Below are 22,291 nucleotides of genomic sequence, written 5' to 3'. Positions count from 1 at the left end.
GCATCGCTGCCGCCTGCATCTTTACTTAGCCACACCTTCTACCAGCACCACGCGATAGTTCGCGCCTTTCAGACGGTGCGCTTTGGCAGCCTGATATTCCGGGCTGTCATACCAGGCATGTGCGGCTTCGCGGCTCGCGAATTCCAGAATCACCACGCCTTCTGCTTCCTGTCCTTCCAGCGTTTCCAGTTCGCCATAAAAGGCGAGAGGATTGATCTGATGATCGCCGCGAGCCTCGCCCGCTTTCTCGGCATAGATCGCCATTTCGTCCTGGTTCAGGGTGTTATCACGAATAAATACAACATATGCACTCACAGATCTCTCCTTAAGCTTTTTTATCCTGGGTTTTGGTATCGAAGTCAGCGGCATCATGACGCTCGTGCAGCTGATCGGCCGGGTCGCCCATGACACGATTGACCTTACGGCCACGAATTACAGCAGGTCGCAGCGCGATCTCTTTCGCCCAGCGCACTACATTTTTATAGGAGTGCACATCCAGGAATTCGGCACCGCCATACTGATCATTCAGCACCATGTTGCCGTACCACGGCCAGGTGGCGATATCAGCGATGGTGTAGTCATCACCGGCCAGATAGCGGTTATCTGCCAGCTGACGATCCAGCACGTCGAGCTGACGCTTCGCTTCCAGCGTGAAACGGTTAATGGCGTACTCAATTTTTTCTGGCGCGTAGTGATAGAAATGACCGAAACCACCGCCGAGGTAAGGCGCTGAGCCCTGTAACCAGAAGAGCCAGTTCAGGGTTTCGGTGCGGCCAGCGATATCTTTCGGCAGGAAGTAGCCATACTTCTCCGCAAGATAGAGCAGGATGTTGCCCGATTCAAATACCCGAATCGGCGGCGTTGCTGAGTGGTCGCTCAGCGCCGGGATTTTCGAGTTCGGGTTTACGTCGACAAAACCGCTGGAGAACTGATCGCCTTCGCCGATACGGATCAGCCAGGCATCATATTCCGCATCGTTGACGTTAAGCGCCAGCAGTTCTTCCAGCAGGATGGTCACTTTCTGGCCGTTAGGCGTGCCAAGCGAATAGAGCTGTAAAGGATGCTTGCCGACCGGCAACGCTTTTTCATGGGTGGGACCAGCGAACGGACGATTAGTTTTAGCGCCGTTACCTTTGGCTTCAGGGTCCCAGGTCCAGACTTTTGCGGGCTGATATGCATTTTCCGACATAATGAAAGTTCGCCTTATGGTGTGGTATTGGTCTGGAGTGTAGCAGGTGCTGCGAAGGGGGTTTAACTCTGCTGGCTGCGCAAGGCCGTGCTGCAGGGGGCTGATGTCAGGCGGGCAGCGGCACAGGAGAAAAGTGAATAAAAGTGTGTCAGGCAGGTGGTTCGTTATCCTGAGCGGAGGTGGCCGTGCAGTCAGCAGCGACTGCACGGCAGGCAGGGTTACAGCAGTTCACGCTCAATCAGTTCGCGGGTTTCTACCGCCTGAACCTTCATCTTTTCCGGGTAGCCAAACAGAGACGCCGCGATGATCGGTTCACCGCCGACTTTATAACTGCGGGTGGCAAAGCCGGTGTCGCGCAGTGTTTTAAACAGGGTGTCGAAGTCCACTTCGCCTTCGCCCACGCCGACATGCTGGTGAATGGTGGCATCCACCCCTGGCGGGTTAACGATGTAGCGACAGTGTTTTGTATGGTTCATGGTGTCGGCGATCAGCATGTGTGACAGATCGTCACCGGCATACTCCAGCATCGGTTTCACATCACCTTTGCCTTTGTCATAAAAGAAAGTGTGTGGCGCGCTGTAGATATACTTCACATTATCGCTGCGGAACGACTTCACGATATCCACGGTTTCGTTGTTCTCTTCGCAGAAATCCCACGGATGGGCCTGGATTTCGACGCGGATGCCTTCACGTTCGATGATCGGCAGCAGCTCTTCCATGGAGCGATAGAACATCTCTTCACAGATTTCCGGCTCGTTAGGCGTGCCGGAGAGCTCGGTGTTGATCACCTGCACACCCATCTCAACCGCGATCTCGATCATCCGCTTCCAGTTCTTCACCGCCGCCTGACGACGCAGCTCATCCGGGCCGGACCAGCGATAGACCACGATAAACGAGGAGATCTCCAGCCCGGTGGCGTTTAACGCATTCTTATACTCGGTGATGATTTCACGGCTGGCTTTAGGATGTTTATAAAACGGGTTGATCTGCGGATGCGGCGACTGTTCGATATATTTGTATCCCCAGTCGGCCACCTGATGAACCATACGGGTGATGCCTAAATCTTTAATCACATCCACATCAAAAGCGATTTTCATCTTTCTGCTCCGGGCACATTAAGGTTGCTGTTCTTCATTGAAGGTCACGCCAATCTGCTGCCTGACGTTGTCCATCGTGGCCAGGGTGGTAATCGCCTGGTCAAGCGAATGGATGGGTGAATCGATCCGGTTCTGACCGATACACCAGGCGAAATGGTTAATTTCATGACAGAGCTGTTCATAGCGGCTGGCAGGCTCCTGCCACTGCAGGCGATGACGCCGATCGCTGGAGGTCAGGGTGAAGTTACCAGGCGCATAGAACTGGCCCGCCAGTTCCAGCGTGGCCTCGCGTCCGGCGATCACCGCGCCGCCTGGCGTGTTGCTGAACAGGGTGGTATTCAGCACCGAATGCATGCCGTGCTGATGGGTAAACAGCATCGACGTCTGACCGTTTACACGCCCAGCCGGGACGGGCTGGCCCCGGGCGACGATCGTGTCAGGCGCACCGCCGCCAACAAACACGCTAAGCGCCACCAGATAGCTGCCCAGATCCAGCATCGGGCCGCCCGCCAGATCGGCGTTGAAGATGCGATGGTCTGGTGTGAAAAACTCGCCATGATCGGCAATCAGGGTGTGAACATCGCCGAGCACGCCATCCTCCAGCAGCTGACGGATAACGTCATATTTCGGTGTGAAGTTGCACCACATCGCCTCCATACAGAGCAGGTTCGCGGCAGCGGCGGCCAGTTTAAGCTGTGTCGCCTGCTGAGCATTCAGCGCCAGCGGCTTTTCAATCAGCAGATGCTTTCCGGCGGCAATCGCGCGCAGACCATCGGGAAAATGGTGGTTGTGGGGCGTAGCGATATAGACCGCATCAACATCCTCCCGCGCCAGCAGCACGTCGATACTGCCCGTGGCATGGCTGATTGACCATTTGTCGGCAAAGGCCTGTGCTTTTGCCGGGTCACGCGCAGCCACCGCCGTGATCTGCTGGTGGGTATGCTTGCGCAGTGCATGGGCAAAATGGTCGGCGATCCAGCCCGGCCCGATAATGCCCCAGCGCAACTGTGGTACCTGGCTGGCAGCGGTCAGGCGTGGAACCGGAAGCGTTGAAGGGAACATAACTTTTCCTTTTATACGTGCAGGCAGGTGCTGCTCAGGGCTCCACTATAGAAAGCCCGCCGTCGTCGCTCTAACCTTTTAATGATGTGATCCCATCAACCCGATCGGCGCAGGATTTTTATCCGTTTTAGCAAATGGGCGTTTTAAAGAGAATGCAGAAAGAAATGAATGTTTCATTTTGCGAGGACGATCAAGATTAACGCTGACTTTCTATCAAATAAATGAGAGGAAATGGCTGTGCCGCGATAGAGTGTTGATGTCTCAGACAACAGAATATATAGGCGTAGCCGTCAGCCAGCGCTACAGAGAGCAGAAGCAGGGAGAAGGATGATGTCAAAAGTGACGATGACCGCTATTGCGCAGGCGGCGGGCGTGGGCGTGGCCACCGTGGATCGGGTGCTGAATGGACGCGCGCCGGTGCGCAGCGTGACCGAGCAGAAAGTGCTGGCTGCGGCCCGCGAGCTGGGCTATCACCTGACGCAGGCACACATCCGGACAACATCGCCGCTCGCTGCGGCAACAGTTCGCGTGAGCTTTATCCTGCTGCCTGCCCGTTATTCGTTTTATCAGCAGCTAGGCGAGGTGCTGAAACAGCAGCTGAAGGCGCAGCAGCCACAGGGCAGCGAACCTGAATTCTGCTGGCATGATATTCATGAAGTGGAGGCGGTGGCGCACTCGCTGCGTCTGCTGGCACAGCGCAGTGATGTGATTGCGCTGGTGGCGCTGGATCATCCGCTGATTCGTCACGCGATTCAGGATGTGTCACGACTGGGCGTACGGGTTTACGCGCTCTTTTCTGATTTCTCGCCCTGTGAGCATGCGGGGTTTATCGGCATTGATAATCAGAAAGCGGGACGTACGGCGGCCTGGATGGCACAGCATCTGCTGCGTCAGCCGGGATGCGTTGGGGTGCTGCTGGGCGATCACCGCTTTACCTGCCAGGAGAGCAGCGAGATCAGTTTCCGCTCTTACCTGCGCGAGTCAGGCATCAGCCAGCGGGTACTGGAACCGTTAAAAACGCATGAGTCGGGTGAAGGAGGCTATCAGGCGACCCGGCAGTTGCTGGACACCCATGATGATCTGGTGATGATTTATGCGCCCTGCGGCGGCATAGAGGGCGTGGTGCAGGCGCTGCGTGACAGCGGACGCAGGCAGATCGATCTGCTGTGCCACGGTCCGCTGCCCGGCGATGAGCTGGCGCTGATTGATGGCACCATTACGCTGATGTTGCGCCATCGTATTGATGCCATGGCTGCGGCGGTGATCGCCACCTGCCTCAACAGCCGGATGGAACAGCGCGACCATTTTGCTCAGGTGACCGTACCCTTTGAAATCGTGACGCGTGAAAACCTGTAGAAAGAGCAGGTTAGCGGGTATTTGATAGAAAACTATCATATAAAGAAATATTTAAACGCGATCTCTATCAAAAAATGAAACTTTCATTGTTGTCTGAGATGAAATTTTCATTTGATACTGCCAGCAGTTCTCACTGCACAGGCAGATATCATGACCTTTCACATTGCTAATGCGCCCTGTAGCTGGGGCGTCGACGATCCCGCTAATCCCTGGCTGCCGCCATGGCAGAAAGTCCTGACTGAAGCCGCTCTGGCTGGCTATCCCAGTATCGAACTTGGCCCCTGGGGCTATCTGCCAGCGGATGCAGCCGAACTGACCCGGCAGCTTAATGCGCATCAGCTTTCGCTGGTGGCGGGTACGATTTTTGATGATTTGGTCAGTGAAGCGCATTTCCCTGAACTGGTGACGCTGACCCACAACCTGTGCCGTACCCTGGCCAGTGTGCCAACCGCCGTCAAAACGCCCGGCGCCAGCGCGCCTTATCTGGTGATCATCGACTTCGGGAATCCGGAGCGGGCGAAATATGCCGGTCAGTCAGAAAAAGCGCCACGGCTCTCCGCTGACGACTGGCAGCGCATGATGCGACACATCACCATTCTCAGTGAGATTGCCTGGCAGGAGTATGGCGTGCGACCGGTGATCCATCCGCATGCGGGCGGCTGCATTGAGTTTGCCGATGAGCTTGCGCGGCTGGTCAGTGATATTCCGCATCAGGTGGCTGGTTTATGCCTGGATACCGGCCATCTCTATTACGCCGGGATGGATCCGGTCGCTTCGCTGCAACAGTACTGGACCCGCATCGATTACCTCCACTTCAAAGACGTTAACCAGCGGGTCTGGCGAGACGCCCTCTCTCACGGACTCGACTTTTTCACTGCCTGCGCGCAGGGGGTGATGTGTCCGCTGGGGCAGGGCGCAATTGACTATCCGGCGGTGCGCACGCTGCTGACTGAGCGTAACTATCAGGGCTGGATCACCATCGAACAGGAGCGTGATCCGCGCCATGCCGACACCAGTCTGCGGGATGTTAAAGCCAGCCTGGACTATCTCCGATCAACAGGATTCTGAGGACAACAGCATGATTAACGGTAAAAAAGCGGCTAATCGCTCGCTGCGCTGGGGCATGATCGGCGGCGGCGGCACCAGCCAGATTGGGTATATCCATCGCTCTGCGGCACAGCGTGACGGAAACTTTGTGCTGCTGGCGGGGGCGTTTGATATTGATGCCGCACGCGGGCGTGAGTTTGGTCAGGCGCTGGGTGTGGCACCGGACCGCTGTTATCCCGATTATGCCAGCCTGTTCGCCGGGGAAGCCGCGCGTGAAGATGGCATTGAGGCGGTGTCTGTCGCCACGCCTAATAATACTCATTTCGCCATTTGCCGCGCGGCGCTTAATGCCGGGCTGCATGTGGTGTGCGAGAAGCCCCTCTGTTTTACGGTTGAAGAGGCGGATGAGCTGGAGCAGCTGAGTCGGGAGAAGCAGAAGGTTGTTGGCGTCACCTACGGTTACGCCGGGCATCAGCTGGTTCATCAGGCCAGGGAAATGATCGCCGAAGGGGCTTTGGGTGAGATCCGCATCGTTAACATGCAGTTTGCCCACGGCTTCCATAATGAGGCGGTGGAGTTGCAGAGTGAAAGCACCCGCTGGCGGGTTGATCCGCGCTTTGTCGGCCCGAGTTACGTGTTAGGCGACCTGGCGACGCATCCGTTATTTATCGCAGAAACGATGTTGCCACAGCTGAAAGTGACGCGTCTGCTCTGTTCGCGTCAGAGCTTTGTCGCGTCGCGTGCGCCGCTGGAGGACAACGCCTTTGTGATGATGGAGTATGATAACGGCGCAGTCGGCACGTTATGGGCGTCGGCGGTGAATGCCGGATCGATGCACGGGCAGAAGATTCGGGTCGTCGGATCGAAAGCCAGTCTGGAATGGTGGGATGAGCAGCCGAACCAGTTGCGCTATGAAGTGCAGGGCGAGCCAGTGCGCATTCTGGAGCGCGGCATGGGCTATCTTAATCCGCGCGCGCTGGAAGAGGACCGCATTGGCGGAGGGCATACCGAGGGGTTATTTGAAGCCTGGTCCAATCTTTATCGTCGCTTCGCGCTGGCGATGGATGCCACCGATCGCCATGACACCGACTTCCTGCAGAATTTCTGGTATCCCGACGTGCATGCCGGATTAATGGGCGTGCGCTGGGTCGCGCAGTGCGTGAAATCGGCGGATGCCGGTGCGGTGTGGGTGACGTGCTGAAGCAGAGGGTGAGCCACAGGATGTGGCGAGTGTATCGAACCTTCGATAACGGGTTCGCTCCACAAAAGCAAAAACCCGCCAGAGGCGGGTTCTTTAAAGATGGTGCCCGAACCCGGACAAAAATGCCGGGAGCATTTTTGCATCGCGTGGCATCGCGCGACCCGGAGGGCGAGCCACAGGATGTGGCGAGTGAATCGAACCTTCGATAACGGGTTCGCTCCACAAAAGCAAAAAACCCGCCAGAGGCGGGTTCTTTAAATTTTGGTGCCCGAACCCGGAATCGAACCAGGGACACGGGGATTTTCAATCCCCTGCTCTACCGACTGAGCTATTCGGGCAACGGGGCGCATTAAACCGTAAAGGCCGCGGGTCGTCAACGGCTTTCACTAAAAAACCCCTGGAAACGTGACTGATTGCCTGATTTTCAGTCAAAGCGGGTAAAACCTCAGGCCAGCGCGCCATTTTTACGGCACAGCGCGATGCTGTAAACATCCTCCGCCAGCCGCTGTGCGGTGGCGACATCCTGCACATTGCGCTTCACCAGCAGCTTGCTGAGGCAGCCTTCAAGAATCAGCTCCATCTGATCGGCCACCATGCTGGGGTTGTCCAGCGCCTGCTCCACCAGAATGTCGTGGGTGAACTGCCATGAGCCGCGTTTCTGCTGTTCGGCCAGTTGATGGATGGGCTGATCGGGCTGCGGGTAGAAGCTACAGGCGGCAATAAACAGGCAGCCTGGAAAGCGTCCTTTGCTGACCTGCTCACTCAGGACCTCATAGCGTGCCATCAGCTTCTGGTCGGGCGACAGCGATTCATCCAGCAGGATCTGGCGTCGCCAGGTATCAATCTGCTGCCCGTGATAGCGCAGTGCATCGTAGAGCAGGGCGTCACGATCGGGCCAGAACTGCTGAAGCTGGTCACGGGTTAATTCGGATCCCGCCAGGGTTTCCAATGAGAGGGTGGCGGCGAGGCCGTTCTGTTCAAGCACATTCAATGCATGCTCGAGTATCTGTTCACGCTGCAAGTGACTCTCCTCTGGTATGCAGGCCCGGTAATGCACCGGGCAATGACCTGACTCCAGTGTTGTTTACGGGGTAAGTTTCTGCAAATGCGCCCGGAAGTCGGCGGCATTGAGAAACCCGGTGATGCGCGATCCAGCGATTTCGCGGCCCTGCGCATCAAAGAACAAAATCGTCGGTAAGCCCAGCACCTGAAGGTGCTGCAACAGCACGTTATCACTGGCGTTGTTGGCGGTGACGTTGGCCTGGAGCAGCTGTACCTGACTCAGGCTATCGCGCACGGCGCTGTCACTAAAGGTATATTTTTCAAACTCTTTGCAGGCGACGCACCAGTCAGCGTAGAGATCGACCATGGTGATGCGGCCGCGGGCCTGCTGCAGCGCGCTATCAAGCTGCTGCGGCGTCTGGATAGTATGGAACGGCAGCGGTGCCACAGCCTGCTGCTGCGCCGGTCCGCCAAAGGCCCAGTCCTGCAACGGGCGTGCGCTGATCAGCGCAGCGGCCAGCATGAGAATCTGCACTACGCGCCACTTACCGCTGCTGGCGCGCAGGCTGACGCTGAACGCCCAGCCAAAGAACGCCACGCCGAGCAGGCTCCAGAGCCGCAATCCCCACGCATCGCCCAGCACCCGCTCCAGCAGGAAGACCGGCAGCGCCAGGATGACAAAACCAAAGCCCTCTTTAACGGTTTGCATCCACGGGCCGCTTTTCGGCAGCAGCCGGTTGCCAAACAGGGTCACGGCGATCAGCGGTAATCCCATTCCGACCGCATAGAGCCACAGCGTCCCGGCACCGGCCCACAGATTTCCGCTCTGCGCGATGTAAAGCAGAATGGCGCTGAGCGGGGCGGTGGTGCAGGGCGAGCAGATCAAACCCGCCAGTGCCCCCATCAGGAAGACGCCGGGCAGCGAGCCACCCTGCTGACGATTACTCCACAGGGTCAGGCGGGTTTGCAGGCTGGCGGGCAGTTGCAGCGTAAACAGGCCGAACATTGACAGCGCCAGCACGATAAACAGCAGTGAGAGCGTGAACAGCACATAAGGATGCTGCAACGCGGCCTGGAAGCGCAGGCCCGCTGCCGCGACGACCACTCCCAGCAGCGTGTAGGTCAGCGCCATCCCCTGCACATAGACCATCGCCAGCGCGAACAGTCGGCCCAGCGAATAGTGGCGCTGTCCGCCAAGGATAATGCCGGAGATCAGCGGATACATCGGCAGTACGCAGGGCGTAAACGCGACACCGATACCAATCAGTAGCGCCCAGAGCGGCGAGAAAGGCAGCGGGCTGGCGGGCGCAGGCTGAGCGCTGACCGGCGGCGGTGCGCTGCTGGCGGTTACCGCACTTACCGGAACGCTGCGCGTCTCTGGCGGATAACAGAATCCGGCGGCGGCACAGCCCTGATAAGTCACACTGAGCGTGGCGCCGCTGGCCGCCTGTTGCAGCGTCACCGGCAGCGTCAGATCCTGCGGATAGATTTCACTTTTGCCGAAGAATTCATCTTCATGCGGCTGACCGGCCGGCAGCGTTAACGGCGCGATGGTCGCGTTCTGCGGTGTGATGTGGATCTGCTGGCGATAGAGGTAATAACCCGATTTCACTTTCCAGTGCAGGTTGAGCTGCGCGCCCTGCTGGTCGAAGTCAAAAGTAAAGGCCTGATCGACCGGCACAAAGCGACTGGTCGCCGGATTTGAAAAGAGTGAAGCGTGCGCCTGCAGGCCGATAAACAGCGTCAGCAGAAGCGTAATTAAGCGAGAGATGCGTGCAGCCATGACAAGTATTCACTGTCTCCATATTGAACCGGCAGCGCCAGCAGTTCGGGCACATCGTAAGGGTGAGCGTCTTTGAGCAGATCACACAGCGCCTGCTGATGATCGCTGTCGCATTTCAGCAGCATCTGGACTTCGCTGCTCTGCTCCATTTTTCCCTGCCAGAGATACCAGGAGGTGGCGCCCGGCAGCAGTGTGACACAGGCCGCCAGCCTGGCTTCCAGCGCTAAGCCAGCAAGGTGCTCCGCCGTGACCTGATCGGGTGTGGTGCAGAGGATAACGACAGCATTCATCCTGTGACTCCTGTTTTAAAGAGCGCCGATGATAGCACGCTCCATCCGTAACACGAGGAGTGCGCTATAGCAGCAATCCACCAAAAACGAAGCCAGAGAGCACCGACAGCGCAATGGCGATCACGCCGGGAATGATAAAGGCATGGTTAAATACATACTTGCCAATACGGGTCGAGCCGGTGTCATCCATCTCAACGGCAGCCAGCAGGGTCGGGTAGGTCGGCAGTACAAACAGCGCCGAAACCGCCGCGAAGGAAGCGATGGCAGTAAGCGGCGTAACGCCCAGCAGCAGCGCGGCGGGCATCAGCGCTTTGGTGGTCGCCGCCTGCGAGTAGAGCAGCATCGAGGCGAAGAACAGCACCAGCGCCAGCATCCACGGATAGGTTTTCAGCGTATCGCCCGCCAGCATCTGAATCTCCGCCAGATGTGCCTTCACAAAGGTATCGCCCAGCCAGGCGACGCCCATTACGCAGATACAGGCGCTCATGCCGGACTTAAAGGTGCTGGCGCTGAGGATTTCGCTGGTGTCGAGTTTGCAGGTCAGGCTGATCAGCGTGGCGATGGTCAGCATAAACACCACAATCGCTTCATTGCGTGGCAGTGGCGGATTGACGATCAGCCCGACGCTGGCGCTGGTCGCGGTGGCATAAAGCACCACGGCCACAATGCCCGTCAGAAACAGCAGCACCGATTTTTTCGCGCCCGGTTTTGCCTGGTAGAGGCTGGCGCCGCGCAGCGTGACTTCGCCTTTGGCGAGACGCGCCTGATAAACCTCATCATCCTTTAGCTCACGGCCTAAGAAGTTAGTCACCAGAGCCGCCAGGAAAAGGCCCACCATGGTCGAGGGGATGGCAATCGCCAGCAGCGTGATATAGCTGACGCCGCGCGGCTCAAGCAGGGTGGCGAAGAAGACCACTGCGGCTGAAATGGGTGATGCGGTAATCGCGATCTGCGAAGCCACTACCGCAATCGACAGCGGCCGGGAAGGGCGAACGCCTTGCTCTTTCGCCACTTCTGCAATCACCGGTAATGTCGAGAACGCGGTATGTCCGGTACCGGCCAGCAGCGTCATCAGGTAGGTCACCAGCGGGGCCAGCAGCGTAACGTGGCGAGGATGGCGGCGCAGCAGGCGTTCCGCCAGACTCACCAGATAATCCATGCCGCCTGCCACCTGCATGGCGGCTATCGCGGCGATCACCGCCATGATGATTTCAATCACATCGAACGGAATAGCACCGGGTGCCATGCCAAATCCCAGCGTCAGGATCAGCACGCCCATTCCGCCTGCGAACCCGATACCAATGCCGCCAAGACGTGCGCCCAACCAGATCGCCATCAAGACGATAAGCAGCTCAACCACAAACATGAATGACTCCTGAAAGATAAACCGGTAATAGCCGGGTGTGCTGTTTAACAAAAAAAAAGGCACACCGTGTTGATCGCGGTGTGCCTTTGGTTAACCAGCGTCGGTTAAACCTTACTGTTCGTTTTCATCAGTATAACGTTTGGCTTTATAAACCGGGTACATCAGGTTCTGCACCGAGAAGATATCGTCCAGCTCACTTTCCGTCAGCAGGCCGCGCTCCAGCACGACTTCACGTACGCTTTTACCGGTTTCCGCACAGATTTTACCGACGATGTCGCCGTTGTGGTGGCCGATGTAAGGGTTGAGGTAAGTCACGATACCAATCGAGTTGAAGACATAGGCTTCGCACACTGCGCGGTTGGCGGTAATGCCGTTGATGCACTTCTCCAGCAGGTTATAGCAGGCGTTAGTCAGAATGCTGATCGACTCAAACAGCGCCTGGCCAATCACCGGCTCCATCACGTTGAGCTGCAGCTGGCCCGCTTCAGAGGCCATCGTCACGGTGATGTCGTTGCCAATCACTTTGAAGCAGACCTGGTTTACCACCTCCGGTACAACCGGATTGACCTTGGCGGGCATGATAGAGGAACCCGCCTGCAGCTCTGGCAGGTTGATTTCATTCAGACCAGCACGCGGGCCTGAGGAGAGCAGGCGCAGGTCGTTACAGATTTTAGAGAGCTTCACCGCCAGACGTTTCAGCGATGAATGGACCATCACATAGGCGCCGCAGTCGGAGGTTGCTTCAATCAGATCTTCCGCTGGCACCACCGGCAGGTTGCTGACTTCCGCCAGACGCTGTACCGCCAGGTGCTGATACCCTTCCGGCGTATTGAGGCGGGTGCCGATGGCGGTCGCGCCCAGGTTCACTTCAAGCAGCAGTTCCGCGGTGCGCAGAATGCTTTTGGTCTCTTCGTTCAGCAGTACGCTGAAGGCGTGAAATTCCTGCCCGAGGGTCATCGGCACGGCATCCTGCAACTGGGTACGGCCCATTTTCAGGATGGTCTGGAACTCATCGGCTTTGTGCTGGAAGCCTTCGGCCAGCTGGCTGATGCCATCAAGCAGTTTCAGTAGCGAGCTGTAGACCGCGATGCGGAAACCGGTTGGGTAAGCGTCGTTGGTGGACTGGCATTTGTTCACATGATCGTTGGGGTTGAGGTACTGATATTCCCCTTTCTGGTGGCCCATCAGCTCCAGGCCGATGTTCGCCAGCACTTCATTGGTGTTCATGTTGACCGAGGTTCCGGCACCGCCCTGATAAACATCCACGGGGAACTGGTCCATGCAGCGGCCGTTGTTGAGCACTTCGTCGCAGGCCTTAATGATGGTATCGGCAATGTTGCGCGGGATGGTCTGCAGCTCTTTGTTGGCCATCGCCGCCGCTTTTTTTACCATCACCATGCCGCGGACAAATTCAGGTATGTCGCTGATTTTGCTGTTGCTGATATAAAAATTCTCAATCGCACGCAGAGTATGAACGCCATAATAGGCATCCGCCGGAACTTCGCGCATACCTAACAGGTCTTCTTCGATACGAATGTTGTTCGCCATGATAACCTTCTTGTTGTTGCCGCTAACCATCACAAAGGATGTGTTTATTTTGTCGTGGTGTACCCGTGCCGACATATTATCCGTCTTCATAGGGGCGTGTGCGATCATATTCTGATGCATATGAAAAGCACGCATGCAGATCACTTAATGCTGCAGCCTGGTTAACGATATGTGAAGTTGGTTACAAAATTAACCCCACAGGATAAATTTGACAGGATCGGTTGAAAATGGCGGCGCGGGTGCCCATCTCTTTTCTTATCATCCTCAGGATGAACGCTTTCTGCTGACCGGCACGCTGCCGTTCAGCCCCTACTTACAGGAGAGTACGGTGCGCTGGATACCGTTATTAGTCTTTTTCGTTCTGGCCTGGATTGAGATTTCCCTCTTCATTCAGGTTGCACACGTCATGGGCGTGCTGCTTACCATGCTGTTGGTGGTCTTCACCTCGTGCATCGGCGTCTCGCTGGTCAAAAATCAGGGCATGAAAAACTTTATGCTGATGCAGGAGAAGCTGGCACGTAATGAAAGCCCGGCCAATGAGATGATCAAAAGCGTGTCGCTGATCATCGCCGGTTTCCTGCTGCTGCTGCCTGGTTTCTTTACCGACCTGCTGGGCCTGCTGCTGCTGCTGCCACCGGTGCAGAAACATCTGACGCTGAAGCTGATGCCTCATCTGCGCGTCTGGCGGGGACCGGGAGCCGGTCCAGACAGCGGCTACACCATGGATGGCGAGTTCGAGCGTAAAGACAGCGATCGCCTTGAGCATCATGACGATCACAAGGATCGTTAACCGCAGCTGTCACCTCTGAAAGCGCAACCTACGGGTTGCGTGAGATTGTTGAAAAACCTGACCCGGCCAGCTGTGAGACCGGAGCCGCACAGGGAACAGGGTCAGATCGGAAAGTCGCAAAATCGTCATCCATGACTGCTCGGCCCGCGCCATCCGTGGCGCGTGACGCTTTCCTCTTCTGACCCTGTTTCCTGCGCCCTGAGCTTAGCCGTTGCTGCCAGGGTCATCCTGTACTGAGTTTGTCAGCACGCTGGCGCAACCTACGGGTTGCGTTTTTTATCTGCCCCATCATCTGTTCAAAAAGCCATCACTTATCACTCACAGGTAAAAAATTTGTTGTCCGCCCCCTTGAAAGTGGGTGGCAGCGGCCCTATCTCTCTGGTCACGAGGCCGGAAGCCATGCAGCCCGGTGTTCAACCCCAAAACTGAATGATTGGACTTCTCAAAGGAGAGCTATCAAATGAAAATTCGTCCATTGCACGATCGCGTTATCGTCAAGCGTAAAGAAGTTGAAGCTAAATCAGCTGGCGGCATCGTGCTGACCGGTTCCGCAGCCGGTAAATCCACCCGTGGTGAAGTACTGGCTGTCGGCAATGGCCGCATCCTTGAGAGTGGCGACGTTAAGCCGCTGGACGTGAAGGTTGGCGACATCGTGATCTTCAGCGAAGGTTACGGCGCGAAAACCGAGAAAATCGACAACGAAGAGGTGCTTATCATCTCTGAGAGCGACATTCTGGCCGTTGTTGAAGCGTAATTTTTACGCGTAATTCACTGAACGAAACGAATTTAAGGGATATTTAAAGATGGCAGCTAAAGACGTAAAATTCGGTAATGACGCACGCGTAAAAATGCTGCGTGGCGTGAACGTACTGGCAGATGCAGTAAAAGTTACCCTGGGTCCTAAAGGCCGTAACGTAGTCCTGGATAAATCTTTTGGTGCACCGACCATCACTAAAGATGGTGTTTCTGTGGCACGTGAAATCGAGCTGGAAGACAAGTTCGAGAACATGGGCGCGCAGATGGTGAAAGAAGTTGCCTCTAAAGCGAACGACGCTGCGGGCGACGGTACCACCACTGCAACCGTACTGGCACAGTCTATCATCACCGAAGGCCTGAAAGCGGTCGCAGCGGGTATGAACCCGATGGACCTGAAGCGCGGTATTGACCAGGCTGTTATCGCTGCGGTTGAGAAACTGAAAGCGCTGTCTGTTCCTTGCTCTGACTCTAAAGCGATTGCGCAGGTAGGTACTATCTCTGCTAACTCCGATGAAACCGTGGGCCAGTTGATTGCTCAGGCGATGGAGAAAGTGGGTAAAGAAGGCGTGATCACCGTTGAAGAAGGCACCGGCCTGCAGGATGAGCTGGATGTGGTTGAAGGTATGCAGTTTGATCGCGGCTACCTGTCACCTTACTTCATCAACAAGCCAGAAACCGGTGCGATTGAACTGGAATCTCCGTTCATCCTGCTGGCTGACAAGAAAATCTCTAACATTCGTGAAATGCTGCCAGTGCTGGAAGCCGTTGCGAAAGCCGGCAAACCACTGCTGATCATCGCGGAAGATGTTGAAGGCGAAGCGCTGGCAACACTGGTGGTTAACACCATGCGCGGCATCGTGAAAGTGGCTGCGGTTAAAGCACCAGGTTTCGGCGACCGTCGTAAAGCTATGCTGCAGGATATCGCTATCCTGACCGGTGGTACCGTAATCTCTGAAGAGATCGGTATGGAACTGGAGAAAGCGGCTCTGGAAGATCTGGGCCAGGCAAAACGCGTTGTGATCAACAAAGACACCACCACCATCATCGACGGTGTGGGTGAAGAAGCGACAATTCAGGGCCGTGTAACCCAGATTCGTCAGCAGATCGAAGAAGCAACGTCTGACTACGACAAAGAAAAACTGCAGGAGCGCGTAGCGAAACTGGCAGGCGGCGTAGCCGTTCTGAAAGTAGGCGCAGCAACTGAAGTTGAAATGAAAGAGAAGAAAGCCCGCGTTGAAGATGCGCTGCACGCAACCCGTGCTGCCGTTGAAGAAGGTGTGGTTGCTGGTGGTGGTGTGGCGCTGGTTCGCGTGGCAGCACAGCTGGTTGATCTGCGTGGTCAGAACGAAGATCAGAACGTCGGTATCAAAGTTGCGCTGCGCGCGATGGAATCTCCACTGCGTCAGATCGTTTCTAACGCCGGTGAAGAGCCATCTGTTGTCGCTAACAACGTGAAAGCGGGCGACGGTAACTACGGTTACAACGCGCAGACTGAAGAGTACGGCAACATGATCGACTTCGGTATCCTGGACCCAACCAAAGTGACCCGTTCTGCTCTGCAGTACGCGGCCTCTGTTGCGGGTCTGATGATCACGACCGAATGTATGGTCACTGACCTGCCAAAAGGCGACGCACCTGATTTAGGCGGCGGCGCTGGCGGTATGGGTGGCATGGGCGGTATGGGCGGCATGATGTAATTGCCGTTGACTGTTTAAGTCATCAAAGAACCCCCGATCGGAAACGGTCGGGGGTTTTTCTTTTTCAGCGTCTGAATGCTGGCAGCAGCAGGAAAAACCCATTAACTTTTTTTATGTTCTGCATCATGGTTTAGTCAGGGCGGGATGCTCTAACTTAGAGCCCGGCGCAAAATAGTGCGCTCTGAAAGGGATAAGCAACAGATTAAGGAAAATTAAAATGCACGATAAATGGGAATTTTATAAGGACGAAGCACACAAGTGGCGCTGGAGAAGAACGGCGCCCAACGGCAATATTACCGGCGCCGCCAGTCAGGGCTACGTTAACAAAGCCGATTGCATCGAAAATGCACGACGTAATGGCTACACCGGTTAAGGGCATCACGCTCTGACATCACCCTCGATCGGAAACGGTCGGGGGTTTTTCTTTTGGGTGGGAAAATAGTATAAGTAAGGCGCAATCGTTCGTCTTTCCTCTTGATATGTCACGCTGTCTGCGGCTGCGCCGACTGATCGACTGGCTTCATTTTATTCACCAGCATCGGCACGCTTGCCAGCCTGCAAGCGGCGTGAAATATTGAGACGATATAACGGGATAAGGGCAATGAATGTGCAGAAAGAAAAATCCTTTTTCTGCTACGCTGCCACCCGACTCTGATGATAATAAATGGGGATTACAATGCGGATTAACCTCTTGCTCGGACTGACGGCTGGCGCGTTATTGCTGGCGGGCTGCAGCAGCTCTACGCAACTCTCTTCAGCAGGACAGCGCGTGACGTTCACCGATCAGCAGCCTGGCAATACCTGTCAGCTTCTGGGCAATATTACCGGCTCACAGAGCAACTGGCTGAGCGGTGCGGGCGGCGAAACCAGTGCACTGCGTGGCGCAGCAAACGACCTGCGCAATCGCGCAGCGGATATGGGCGGTAACGTGATTTATGGAGCAACCAGTCCGACGCAGAACCTGTTGTCCGCGTTCGCGCCACTCGACAGCAAAATGACCGGCCAGGTCTACAAGTGCCCATAATGTGAATCAGGCAGTCTGCCAAATTGAACCGGCCAGCCTTTTGCTGGCCGTTTTTATTCCTGACGTAACTGTAAATCTAACGGTGTTTTACTTGGCTCTCCGCCAATTTCACGCGCCAGCTTTGGCACCAGATAGCCGGAGACCTGTGACAGTAATGCACGCACCAGCTGGCGGGCCTCGTCATCTGACACAAAGAAATGCGCCGCACCCTGTACCTTATCCAGCACGTGCAGATAGTAGGGCAGAATGCCGGCATCAAATAGCGCATTGCTCAGGGTGGCCAGCGTCTGCGCATTATCGTTGATGCCACGCAACAGGACGCTCTGATTCAGCAGGGTCACTCCAGCACGCTTCAGGCTGCTCATCGCCTCACGTAGCTCATCATCAATCTCCTGCGCATGGTTGATGTGCGTCACCATCACCACCTGCAGATGCGTCTCGCTGAGCATCTGACAGAGCTGATCGGTAATGCGCGCCGGTATCACCACCGGTAACCGGCTGTGGATGCGCAGACGTTTCAGATGGGGGATCTGTTCCAGCGCGGCGATAAGCCAGGCGAGCTCATGATCTTTCGCCATAAGCGGGTCACCGCCGGAGAAAATGATCTCATCCAGCTCGGGATGATCGGCGATATAGTCCAGTGCAGCCTGCCAGCTACGCTTGTTGCCGGGATTATCCTGATAGGGGAAATGACGACGGAAGCAGTAGCGACAGTTGACGGCGCAGCCGCCTTTTACCAACAATAAAGCCCGGTTTCGGTATTTATGCAGCAATCCAGGTACAACGTTGCTTTGTTCATCGAGCGGATCGGTGCTATAACCTGGCGCATCAGTGAATTCCTGGCGGCGGGTCAGTACCTGAAGCAGCAGCGGGTCGTGCGCATCGCCTTTTTTCATCCGGCGGATGAACGCATGCGGTACACGTAAGGCGAAAAGACGCCGCGCATCCGCACCTTCAGCCAGCTCAGTGTGCTGATCAAGGGCTAAAATCCGCAGTAATTCATCAGGTTCGGTGACAACATCCGCAAGTTGCTGCAACCAATCTTCTCTGGAAGGTGTTTTTAGGGTTACAATGTGTGCCATTTTTTTGGCTTAGTACCAGTGTCAATTTTCGTAGAGGGCCTTCATGGCGACTTATTCTAGCAACGATTTCCGTCCCGGTCTTAAAATCATGTTCGAAGGCGAGCCGTATGCCATCGAATCCAGTGAGTTCGTTAAACCGGGTAAAGGTCAGGCATTCGCGCGCGTTAAAATGCGTCGCCTGCTGACGGGTTCTCGCGTTGAGAAAACTTTTAAATCTACCGACTCCGCCGAAGGCGCTGACGTAGTAGATACCAACCTGAACTACCTGTACAACGACGGTGAGTTCTACCACTTCATGCATCCGGAAAGCTTTGAGCAGTTCCAGGTTGAAGAGAAGACGGTAAGCGATGCAGCGAAATGGCTGCAGGATAACGCTGAATGTATCGTTACGCTGTGGAACGGTCGTCCAATCGCCGTTCAGCCGCCGAACTTTATCGAAGCTGAAGTTATCGAAACCGATCCAGGCCTGAAAGGTGATACCGCAGGGACTGGCGGCAAGCCAGCTAAACTCTCTACCGGTGCCGTGGTGAAAGTGCCACTGTTCGTGCAAGAGGGCGAAGTGGTGAAAGTTGACACCCGCTCTGGCGAATACGTGTCACGCGTGAAATAAGATTCGCAGGCGCATCTTCTGGTGCGCCTTTTTCTTGTCTGAGAGAAAAAAATGATCAAGCTGGCAAAATTAATCGCGTTCGCGTTGCTGGTCTCCTCTGCGCTAAGCGCCTGCAACACATTCCACGGTTTTGGCGAAGATGTCTCTCACTTAGGTGGTGCCATTTCGCGAGCAGCAAAATGACCTTAACTGATTGTCCTTTTTAAAGTCTCGCCAGCAGCAACTGCCGTAAATCCGGCTATGCTTAAAGCGCTGTACTTTACATCCATCAAAAAGGACATTGTTATGTTAAAGAAAAGTATTGCTGCAATCTTCTCTGTACTGGTGCTCTCTTCCCTGCTCACAGCTTGTAATACAACGCGTGGCGTAGGTGAAGATGTCGAAGCGGGCGGCCAGGCGATTCAGAACAGCACGAAGTAACCTGTTATTCCAACCGGTACGAAATGCTTTTCGTACCGGCTTGTCAGATTCTGCACTATTTCTGTTTTACCCAGATTAACTCTTCAACCGGGAAACCATCCCGACGCGCCTGATCAACCAGTTTCTCTTTTACGCCCGGCTCCAGTTGGGGTGTGCGTGACAGTATCCAGAGATAGTGGCGATTCGGTCCACATACCAGCGCATAGCGGTAGTCAGGATCGAGAGCAATCACGTTATAGCCGCCATAGAAGGGGCCGAAGAAAGAGACTTTCAGAGAAGCCCGCGTGGGTTCACCGGTAAAGTAGGCTTTGCCGACGCTCTCCTGCCAGCGCTGCTTTTTGACGTTATAGCCACGGTTGATTACCTTCAGGCCGCCATCTTCACGCGGGCTGTAGTTTGCTGTTACCTGTTCAAGGCCGCGCTCAAAAGGATGGTTAAGGCGGGCAATCTCATACCACTGACCGAGATAGCGCTGGCTGTCAAAGTTATCTACGACCGTGACGTTCTTTGGCGGCGTAGTGCTGCAGGCGACAGAGAGAAAAGCACTCAGGCTGGCAACAACTGTTTTCCATGGAGACATAGTGGGATTCCTTTGTGATTTAACCGCTTAAGTATAGAAGCCGAAACGCTGTTTTTGGCAGTACGGGCACGAGATTGTTTGCCGCAGGCATTGCAGGTAGACTTCCCCCCTAATTTGTATCAGGAGTCATCACCATGAGCGAAACGGCAAGCTGGCAACCAAGCGCATCCATCGCCAATTTGTTAAAACGCGCCGCTATTTTAGCAGAAGTGCGTCGTTTCTTTGCCGATCGCGGCGTGCTGGAAGTGGATACGCCGGCGATGAGCCAGGCCACCATTACCGATATCCATCTGGTGCCATTCCAGACGCGTTTTGTCGGGCCTGGCGCTGCGCAGGGGCGCGATCTCTGGCTGATGACCAGCCCGGAATATCATATGAAACGCCTGCTGGCGGCGGGCAGTGGCCCGATCTATCAGATGGCGCGCAGCTTCCGCAACGAAGAGGCGGGACGTCACCACAACCCGGAATTCACCATGCTGGAGTGGTACCGGCCGCATTATGATATGTACCGTCTGATGAACGAAGTCGACGATCTGATGCAGCAGGTGCTGGAGTGTGACAGCGCTGAGTCGCTCTCCTATCAGCAGGCGTTTATCCGCCATCTTGAGCTGGATCCGCTGTCAGCGGATAAAGCGCAGTTGCGTGAAGCGGCAGAGAAGCTGGGTGAAGGCGAGCTGGCGCGTGCAGAAGAGGATCGCGATACCTTACTGATGCTGCTGTTTATGCTGGGTGTGGAACCGAAGATTGGTCAGGATAAACCCTGCTTCGTTTATCATTTCCCGGCCAGCCAGGCAGCCCTGGCGGAGATCAGCACCGAAGATCACCGCGTGGCCGAACGCTTTGAGGTCTATTACAAAGGTATTGAGCTGGCGAACGGTTTCCGTGAACTGACCGACAGCCGTGAGCAGCGTCAGCGTTTTGAGCAGGATAACCGTCGCCGTGCGGCACGCGGCCTGCCTGTGCATCCTATTGATACATATCTGCTGGATGCGCTGGCGCATGGCATGCCAGCCTGTTCCGGGGTCGCACTGGGTATTGATCGCCTGATCATGCTGGCGTTGAAAGCGGAGTCATTGAGCGATGTCATCGCGTTTCCGGTGGATCGCTGCTAATCGGTTAATCTCAAACGATGGCGGATTAGAGGGGAAGGGTTGGCCCGGATGAAGAGCAAAGCGTCCGAGCCAGGATGGCGAGGCCGACCGCCATGGATGGCGGCCTTCTTTGCGATCAGCCGGGCCATCCCTGACCTGGCACAGGTTTCAGCTAACTACTGCTGTCAGGAAACTCCTGAATGGTGACCGGCAGCGTCAGTTTCTGATCGTTTCGCAGTACCTGCACATCAATCACTGAACCCGGGCGAATTTCTGCCACCTGATCCATGGTCTCCTGCGCGGAGATGGCCGGCTTGCCATTAACGCTGAGCAGCACATCGTTGGCCTGAATCCCGGCTTTATCCGCTGGCCCATCTGGCGTGACCACGCTGACAATAATGCCCTGAACCCGATCCAGATTGCTGCCCTGTCCATGCAGCGGCGGCAGCTCACGCCCTGTAATGCCGATATAGCCGCGGATCACCCGACCATCACGAATCAGCTTATCCATGATCTTCGAGGCTAAAACGGTTGGAATGGCGAAACCAATCCCTTCCGGGGTTTCACCATCACTACTTTTATCAAAGGTCAGGGTGTTAATGCCCATCAGCTCGCCTAGCGAGTTAATCAGCGCGCCGCCGGAGTTACCCTGATTGATTGACGCATCGGTCTGCAGGAAGTTCTGTCGGCCTGATGAGCTTAAGCCAACCCGGCCCGTGGCGCTGATGATGCCCTGCGTGACCGTCTGACCGAGGTTATAGGGGTTGCCGATAGCCATCACCACATCCCCGATATGCGCCTGGCGATTTGGATTGATGGGGATAACGGGCAGGCCGGAGGCCGTGATCTTCAGTACCGCCAGATCGGTCATGCCATCGGAACCCACCAGCGTCGCTTCAAAGAAGCGGCCATCCTGCAGCGCCACGATAATTTGATCGGCATTATTGATCACATGCTTATTGGTAAGGATGTAGCCTTTTGCATTCATGATCACCCCTGAACCCAGGGTCGTGATGCCACGATTGTTGTTGCCGTGGGCGCTACGATTGTAAACGTTCACAACGGCAGGCACGGCGCGGCGCACCCCTTGATTGAAGCTAAAGGGCGTTTCGTCTGTAATATTTTCGTGGTTATAGAGGGCGTCGCTGCCCATACGCAGTGCAGGCAGTGCTGCGAGCAAAATACCCGCCACAATCAGGCCCAGCACCACGGCACGCAAAAGTTTAAGAAACATGGTGTTAAATTACGCCAGGGGAGATCGCAGGGGAGAATAGCATGAGAGCGGCGGACACACACGTGC

General features: G+C 55.7%; 24 protein-coding genes and 1 tRNA gene. 12 read left to right on the top strand and 13 right to left on the bottom strand.

All coding sequences use genetic code 11. The features are described 5' to 3' along the window. Positions 1–21 precede the first annotated feature (21 nt). From AFL22_RS08650 to AFL22_RS08635, 4 genes are all read right to left on the bottom strand, one after another. On the bottom strand, positions 22–315 hold the full coding sequence (locus tag AFL22_RS08650) for a DUF1330 domain-containing protein (RefSeq protein WP_010252030.1): 294 nt from the start codon (positions 313–315) through the stop codon (positions 22–24). 10 nt (positions 316–325) lie between these two features. Beyond that, positions 326–1,189 carry a glutathione-dependent disulfide-bond oxidoreductase gene (gene yghU / locus AFL22_RS08645; protein WP_022625250.1) on the bottom strand — a complete coding sequence of 288 codons (864 nt, stop codon included), beginning with the start codon at positions 1,187–1,189 and terminating at the stop codon, positions 326–328. 218 nt (positions 1,190–1,407) lie between these two features. Next, positions 1,408–2,286, bottom strand: a complete 879-nt coding sequence (locus tag AFL22_RS08640) for a sugar phosphate isomerase/epimerase (RefSeq protein WP_010252025.1) — start codon at positions 2,284–2,286, stop codon at positions 1,408–1,410. A gap of 18 nt (positions 2,287–2,304) precedes the next feature. Beyond that, positions 2,305–3,348 (bottom strand): Gfo/Idh/MocA family oxidoreductase, encoded by a 1,044-nt coding sequence (locus tag AFL22_RS08635; RefSeq protein WP_010672024.1) that lies wholly within the window; start codon positions 3,346–3,348, stop codon positions 2,305–2,307. 330 nt (positions 3,349–3,678) lie between these two features. On the opposite strand from AFL22_RS08635, the gene AFL22_RS08630 reads away from it, so the two are divergent. The 3 genes from AFL22_RS08630 to AFL22_RS08620 all read left to right on the top strand — a co-directional run bounded on the left by AFL22_RS08630 (position 3,679) and on the right by AFL22_RS08620 (position 6,952). Further along, the gene (locus tag AFL22_RS08630; RefSeq protein WP_010252022.1) at positions 3,679–4,704 is read left to right on the top strand and encodes a LacI family DNA-binding transcriptional regulator; all 1,026 of its coding nucleotides are present in this window, start codon (positions 3,679–3,681) and stop codon (positions 4,702–4,704) included. A 150-nt stretch (positions 4,705–4,854) separates the two neighbouring features. Further along, positions 4,855–5,772, top strand: a complete 918-nt coding sequence (locus AFL22_RS08625) for a TIM barrel protein (protein WP_052271185.1) — start codon at positions 4,855–4,857, stop codon at positions 5,770–5,772. A gap of 10 nt (positions 5,773–5,782) precedes the next feature. Beyond that, positions 5,783–6,952 (top strand): Gfo/Idh/MocA family oxidoreductase, encoded by a 1,170-nt coding sequence (locus AFL22_RS08620; RefSeq protein ID WP_052271184.1) that lies wholly within the window; start codon positions 5,783–5,785, stop codon positions 6,950–6,952. A 262-nt stretch (positions 6,953–7,214) separates the two neighbouring features. Here AFL22_RS08620 and AFL22_RS08615 read toward each other — a convergent pair. From AFL22_RS08615 to aspA, 6 genes are all read right to left on the bottom strand, one after another. Beyond that, positions 7,215–7,290: transfer RNA gene (locus AFL22_RS08615), tRNA-Phe, on the bottom strand. A gap of 107 nt (positions 7,291–7,397) precedes the next feature. Further along, positions 7,398–7,973, bottom strand: a complete 576-nt coding sequence (locus AFL22_RS08610) for a transcriptional regulator (protein WP_010252014.1) — start codon at positions 7,971–7,973, stop codon at positions 7,398–7,400. Between the two features lie 63 nt (positions 7,974–8,036). After that, entirely contained in the window at positions 8,037–9,737 is a 1,701-nt protein-coding gene (locus AFL22_RS08605) for a protein-disulfide reductase DsbD (RefSeq protein WP_052271183.1), read from the bottom strand. Beyond that, positions 9,713–10,027 (bottom strand): divalent cation tolerance protein CutA, encoded by a 315-nt coding sequence (gene cutA / locus AFL22_RS08600; protein ID WP_052271182.1) that lies wholly within the window; start codon positions 10,025–10,027, stop codon positions 9,713–9,715. The genes AFL22_RS08605 and cutA overlap by 25 nt, the downstream gene beginning before the upstream one ends. Positions 10,028–10,091: 64 nt before the next feature. Next, positions 10,092–11,393: an anaerobic C4-dicarboxylate transporter gene (locus tag AFL22_RS08595; RefSeq protein WP_033759606.1), complete on the bottom strand. Its 1,302-nt coding sequence runs from the start codon at positions 11,391–11,393 to the stop codon at positions 10,092–10,094. A 111-nt stretch (positions 11,394–11,504) separates the two neighbouring features. Continuing rightward, the gene (gene aspA / locus AFL22_RS08590; protein ID WP_010251996.1) at positions 11,505–12,941 is read right to left on the bottom strand and encodes an aspartate ammonia-lyase; all 1,437 of its coding nucleotides are present in this window, start codon (positions 12,939–12,941) and stop codon (positions 11,505–11,507) included. Positions 12,942–13,269: 328 nt separating this feature from the next. On the opposite strand from aspA, the gene AFL22_RS08585 reads away from it, so the two are divergent. From AFL22_RS08585 to AFL22_RS08570, 5 genes are all read left to right on the top strand, one after another. After that, positions 13,270–13,731: an FxsA family protein gene (locus AFL22_RS08585; RefSeq protein ID WP_010251992.1), complete on the top strand. Its 462-nt coding sequence runs from the start codon at positions 13,270–13,272 to the stop codon at positions 13,729–13,731. Between the two features lie 460 nt (positions 13,732–14,191). Next, positions 14,192–14,485 (top strand): co-chaperone GroES, encoded by a 294-nt coding sequence (locus AFL22_RS08580; protein ID WP_022625257.1) that lies wholly within the window; start codon positions 14,192–14,194, stop codon positions 14,483–14,485. A gap of 49 nt (positions 14,486–14,534) precedes the next feature. Beyond that, the gene (groL, locus tag AFL22_RS08575) at positions 14,535–16,184 is read left to right on the top strand and encodes a chaperonin GroEL (protein ID WP_010251987.1); all 1,650 of its coding nucleotides are present in this window, start codon (positions 14,535–14,537) and stop codon (positions 16,182–16,184) included. Between the two features lie 217 nt (positions 16,185–16,401). Continuing rightward, positions 16,402–16,557 carry a DUF1508 domain-containing protein gene (locus AFL22_RS23295; protein ID WP_010251985.1) on the top strand — a complete coding sequence of 52 codons (156 nt, stop codon included), beginning with the start codon at positions 16,402–16,404 and terminating at the stop codon, positions 16,555–16,557. Between the two features lie 303 nt (positions 16,558–16,860). After that, on the top strand, positions 16,861–17,208 hold the full coding sequence (locus tag AFL22_RS08570) for a DUF4156 domain-containing protein (RefSeq protein ID WP_052271181.1): 348 nt from the start codon (positions 16,861–16,863) through the stop codon (positions 17,206–17,208). 53 nt (positions 17,209–17,261) lie between these two features. Here the strand turns inward: AFL22_RS08570 and epmB are convergent, their stop codons facing one another. Beyond that, positions 17,262–18,290, bottom strand: coding sequence for an EF-P beta-lysylation protein EpmB (gene epmB, locus AFL22_RS08565; protein WP_033759609.1), 1,029 nt, complete (start codon positions 18,288–18,290; stop codon positions 17,262–17,264). Positions 18,291–18,333: 43 nt separating this feature from the next. Here epmB and efp point away from each other — a divergent pair, with 43 nt between their 5' ends. From efp to AFL22_RS08555, 3 genes are all read left to right on the top strand, one after another. Next, positions 18,334–18,900, top strand: a complete 567-nt coding sequence (gene efp / locus AFL22_RS08560) for an elongation factor P (protein ID WP_010251979.1) — start codon at positions 18,334–18,336, stop codon at positions 18,898–18,900. A 51-nt stretch (positions 18,901–18,951) separates the two neighbouring features. After that, positions 18,952–19,083 (top strand): entericidin A/B family lipoprotein, encoded by a 132-nt coding sequence (locus AFL22_RS23290; protein WP_003848306.1) that lies wholly within the window; start codon positions 18,952–18,954, stop codon positions 19,081–19,083. Between the two features lie 102 nt (positions 19,084–19,185). Beyond that, positions 19,186–19,320 (top strand): entericidin A/B family lipoprotein, encoded by a 135-nt coding sequence (locus AFL22_RS08555; RefSeq protein ID WP_003848302.1) that lies wholly within the window; start codon positions 19,186–19,188, stop codon positions 19,318–19,320. A gap of 55 nt (positions 19,321–19,375) precedes the next feature. Here the strand turns inward: AFL22_RS08555 and AFL22_RS08550 are convergent, their stop codons facing one another. Beyond that, complete coding sequence (locus tag AFL22_RS08550; protein WP_010672015.1) at positions 19,376–19,900, bottom strand: lipocalin family protein; 525 nt, start codon at positions 19,898–19,900, stop codon at positions 19,376–19,378. A gap of 134 nt (positions 19,901–20,034) precedes the next feature. Here AFL22_RS08550 and epmA point away from each other — a divergent pair, with 134 nt between their 5' ends. Next, positions 20,035–21,012 carry an elongation factor P--(R)-beta-lysine ligase gene (gene epmA / locus AFL22_RS08545; protein WP_003848297.1) on the top strand — a complete coding sequence of 326 codons (978 nt, stop codon included), beginning with the start codon at positions 20,035–20,037 and terminating at the stop codon, positions 21,010–21,012. A gap of 151 nt (positions 21,013–21,163) precedes the next feature. Here epmA and degS read toward each other — a convergent pair whose 3' ends face one another. After that, positions 21,164–22,225, bottom strand: a complete 1,062-nt coding sequence (gene degS, locus AFL22_RS08540; RefSeq protein ID WP_010251964.1) for an outer membrane-stress sensor serine endopeptidase DegS — start codon at positions 22,223–22,225, stop codon at positions 21,164–21,166. Positions 22,226–22,291 lie beyond the last annotated feature (66 nt).

This window comes from Pantoea sp. CFSAN033090 (assembly GCF_001264395.1).
GTDB lineage: Bacteria > Pseudomonadota > Gammaproteobacteria > Enterobacterales > Enterobacteriaceae > Pantoea > Pantoea agglomerans.
Note: the sequence above shows the minus strand (reverse complement) of the source record. Positions and strands in the feature narration are given on the sequence as shown.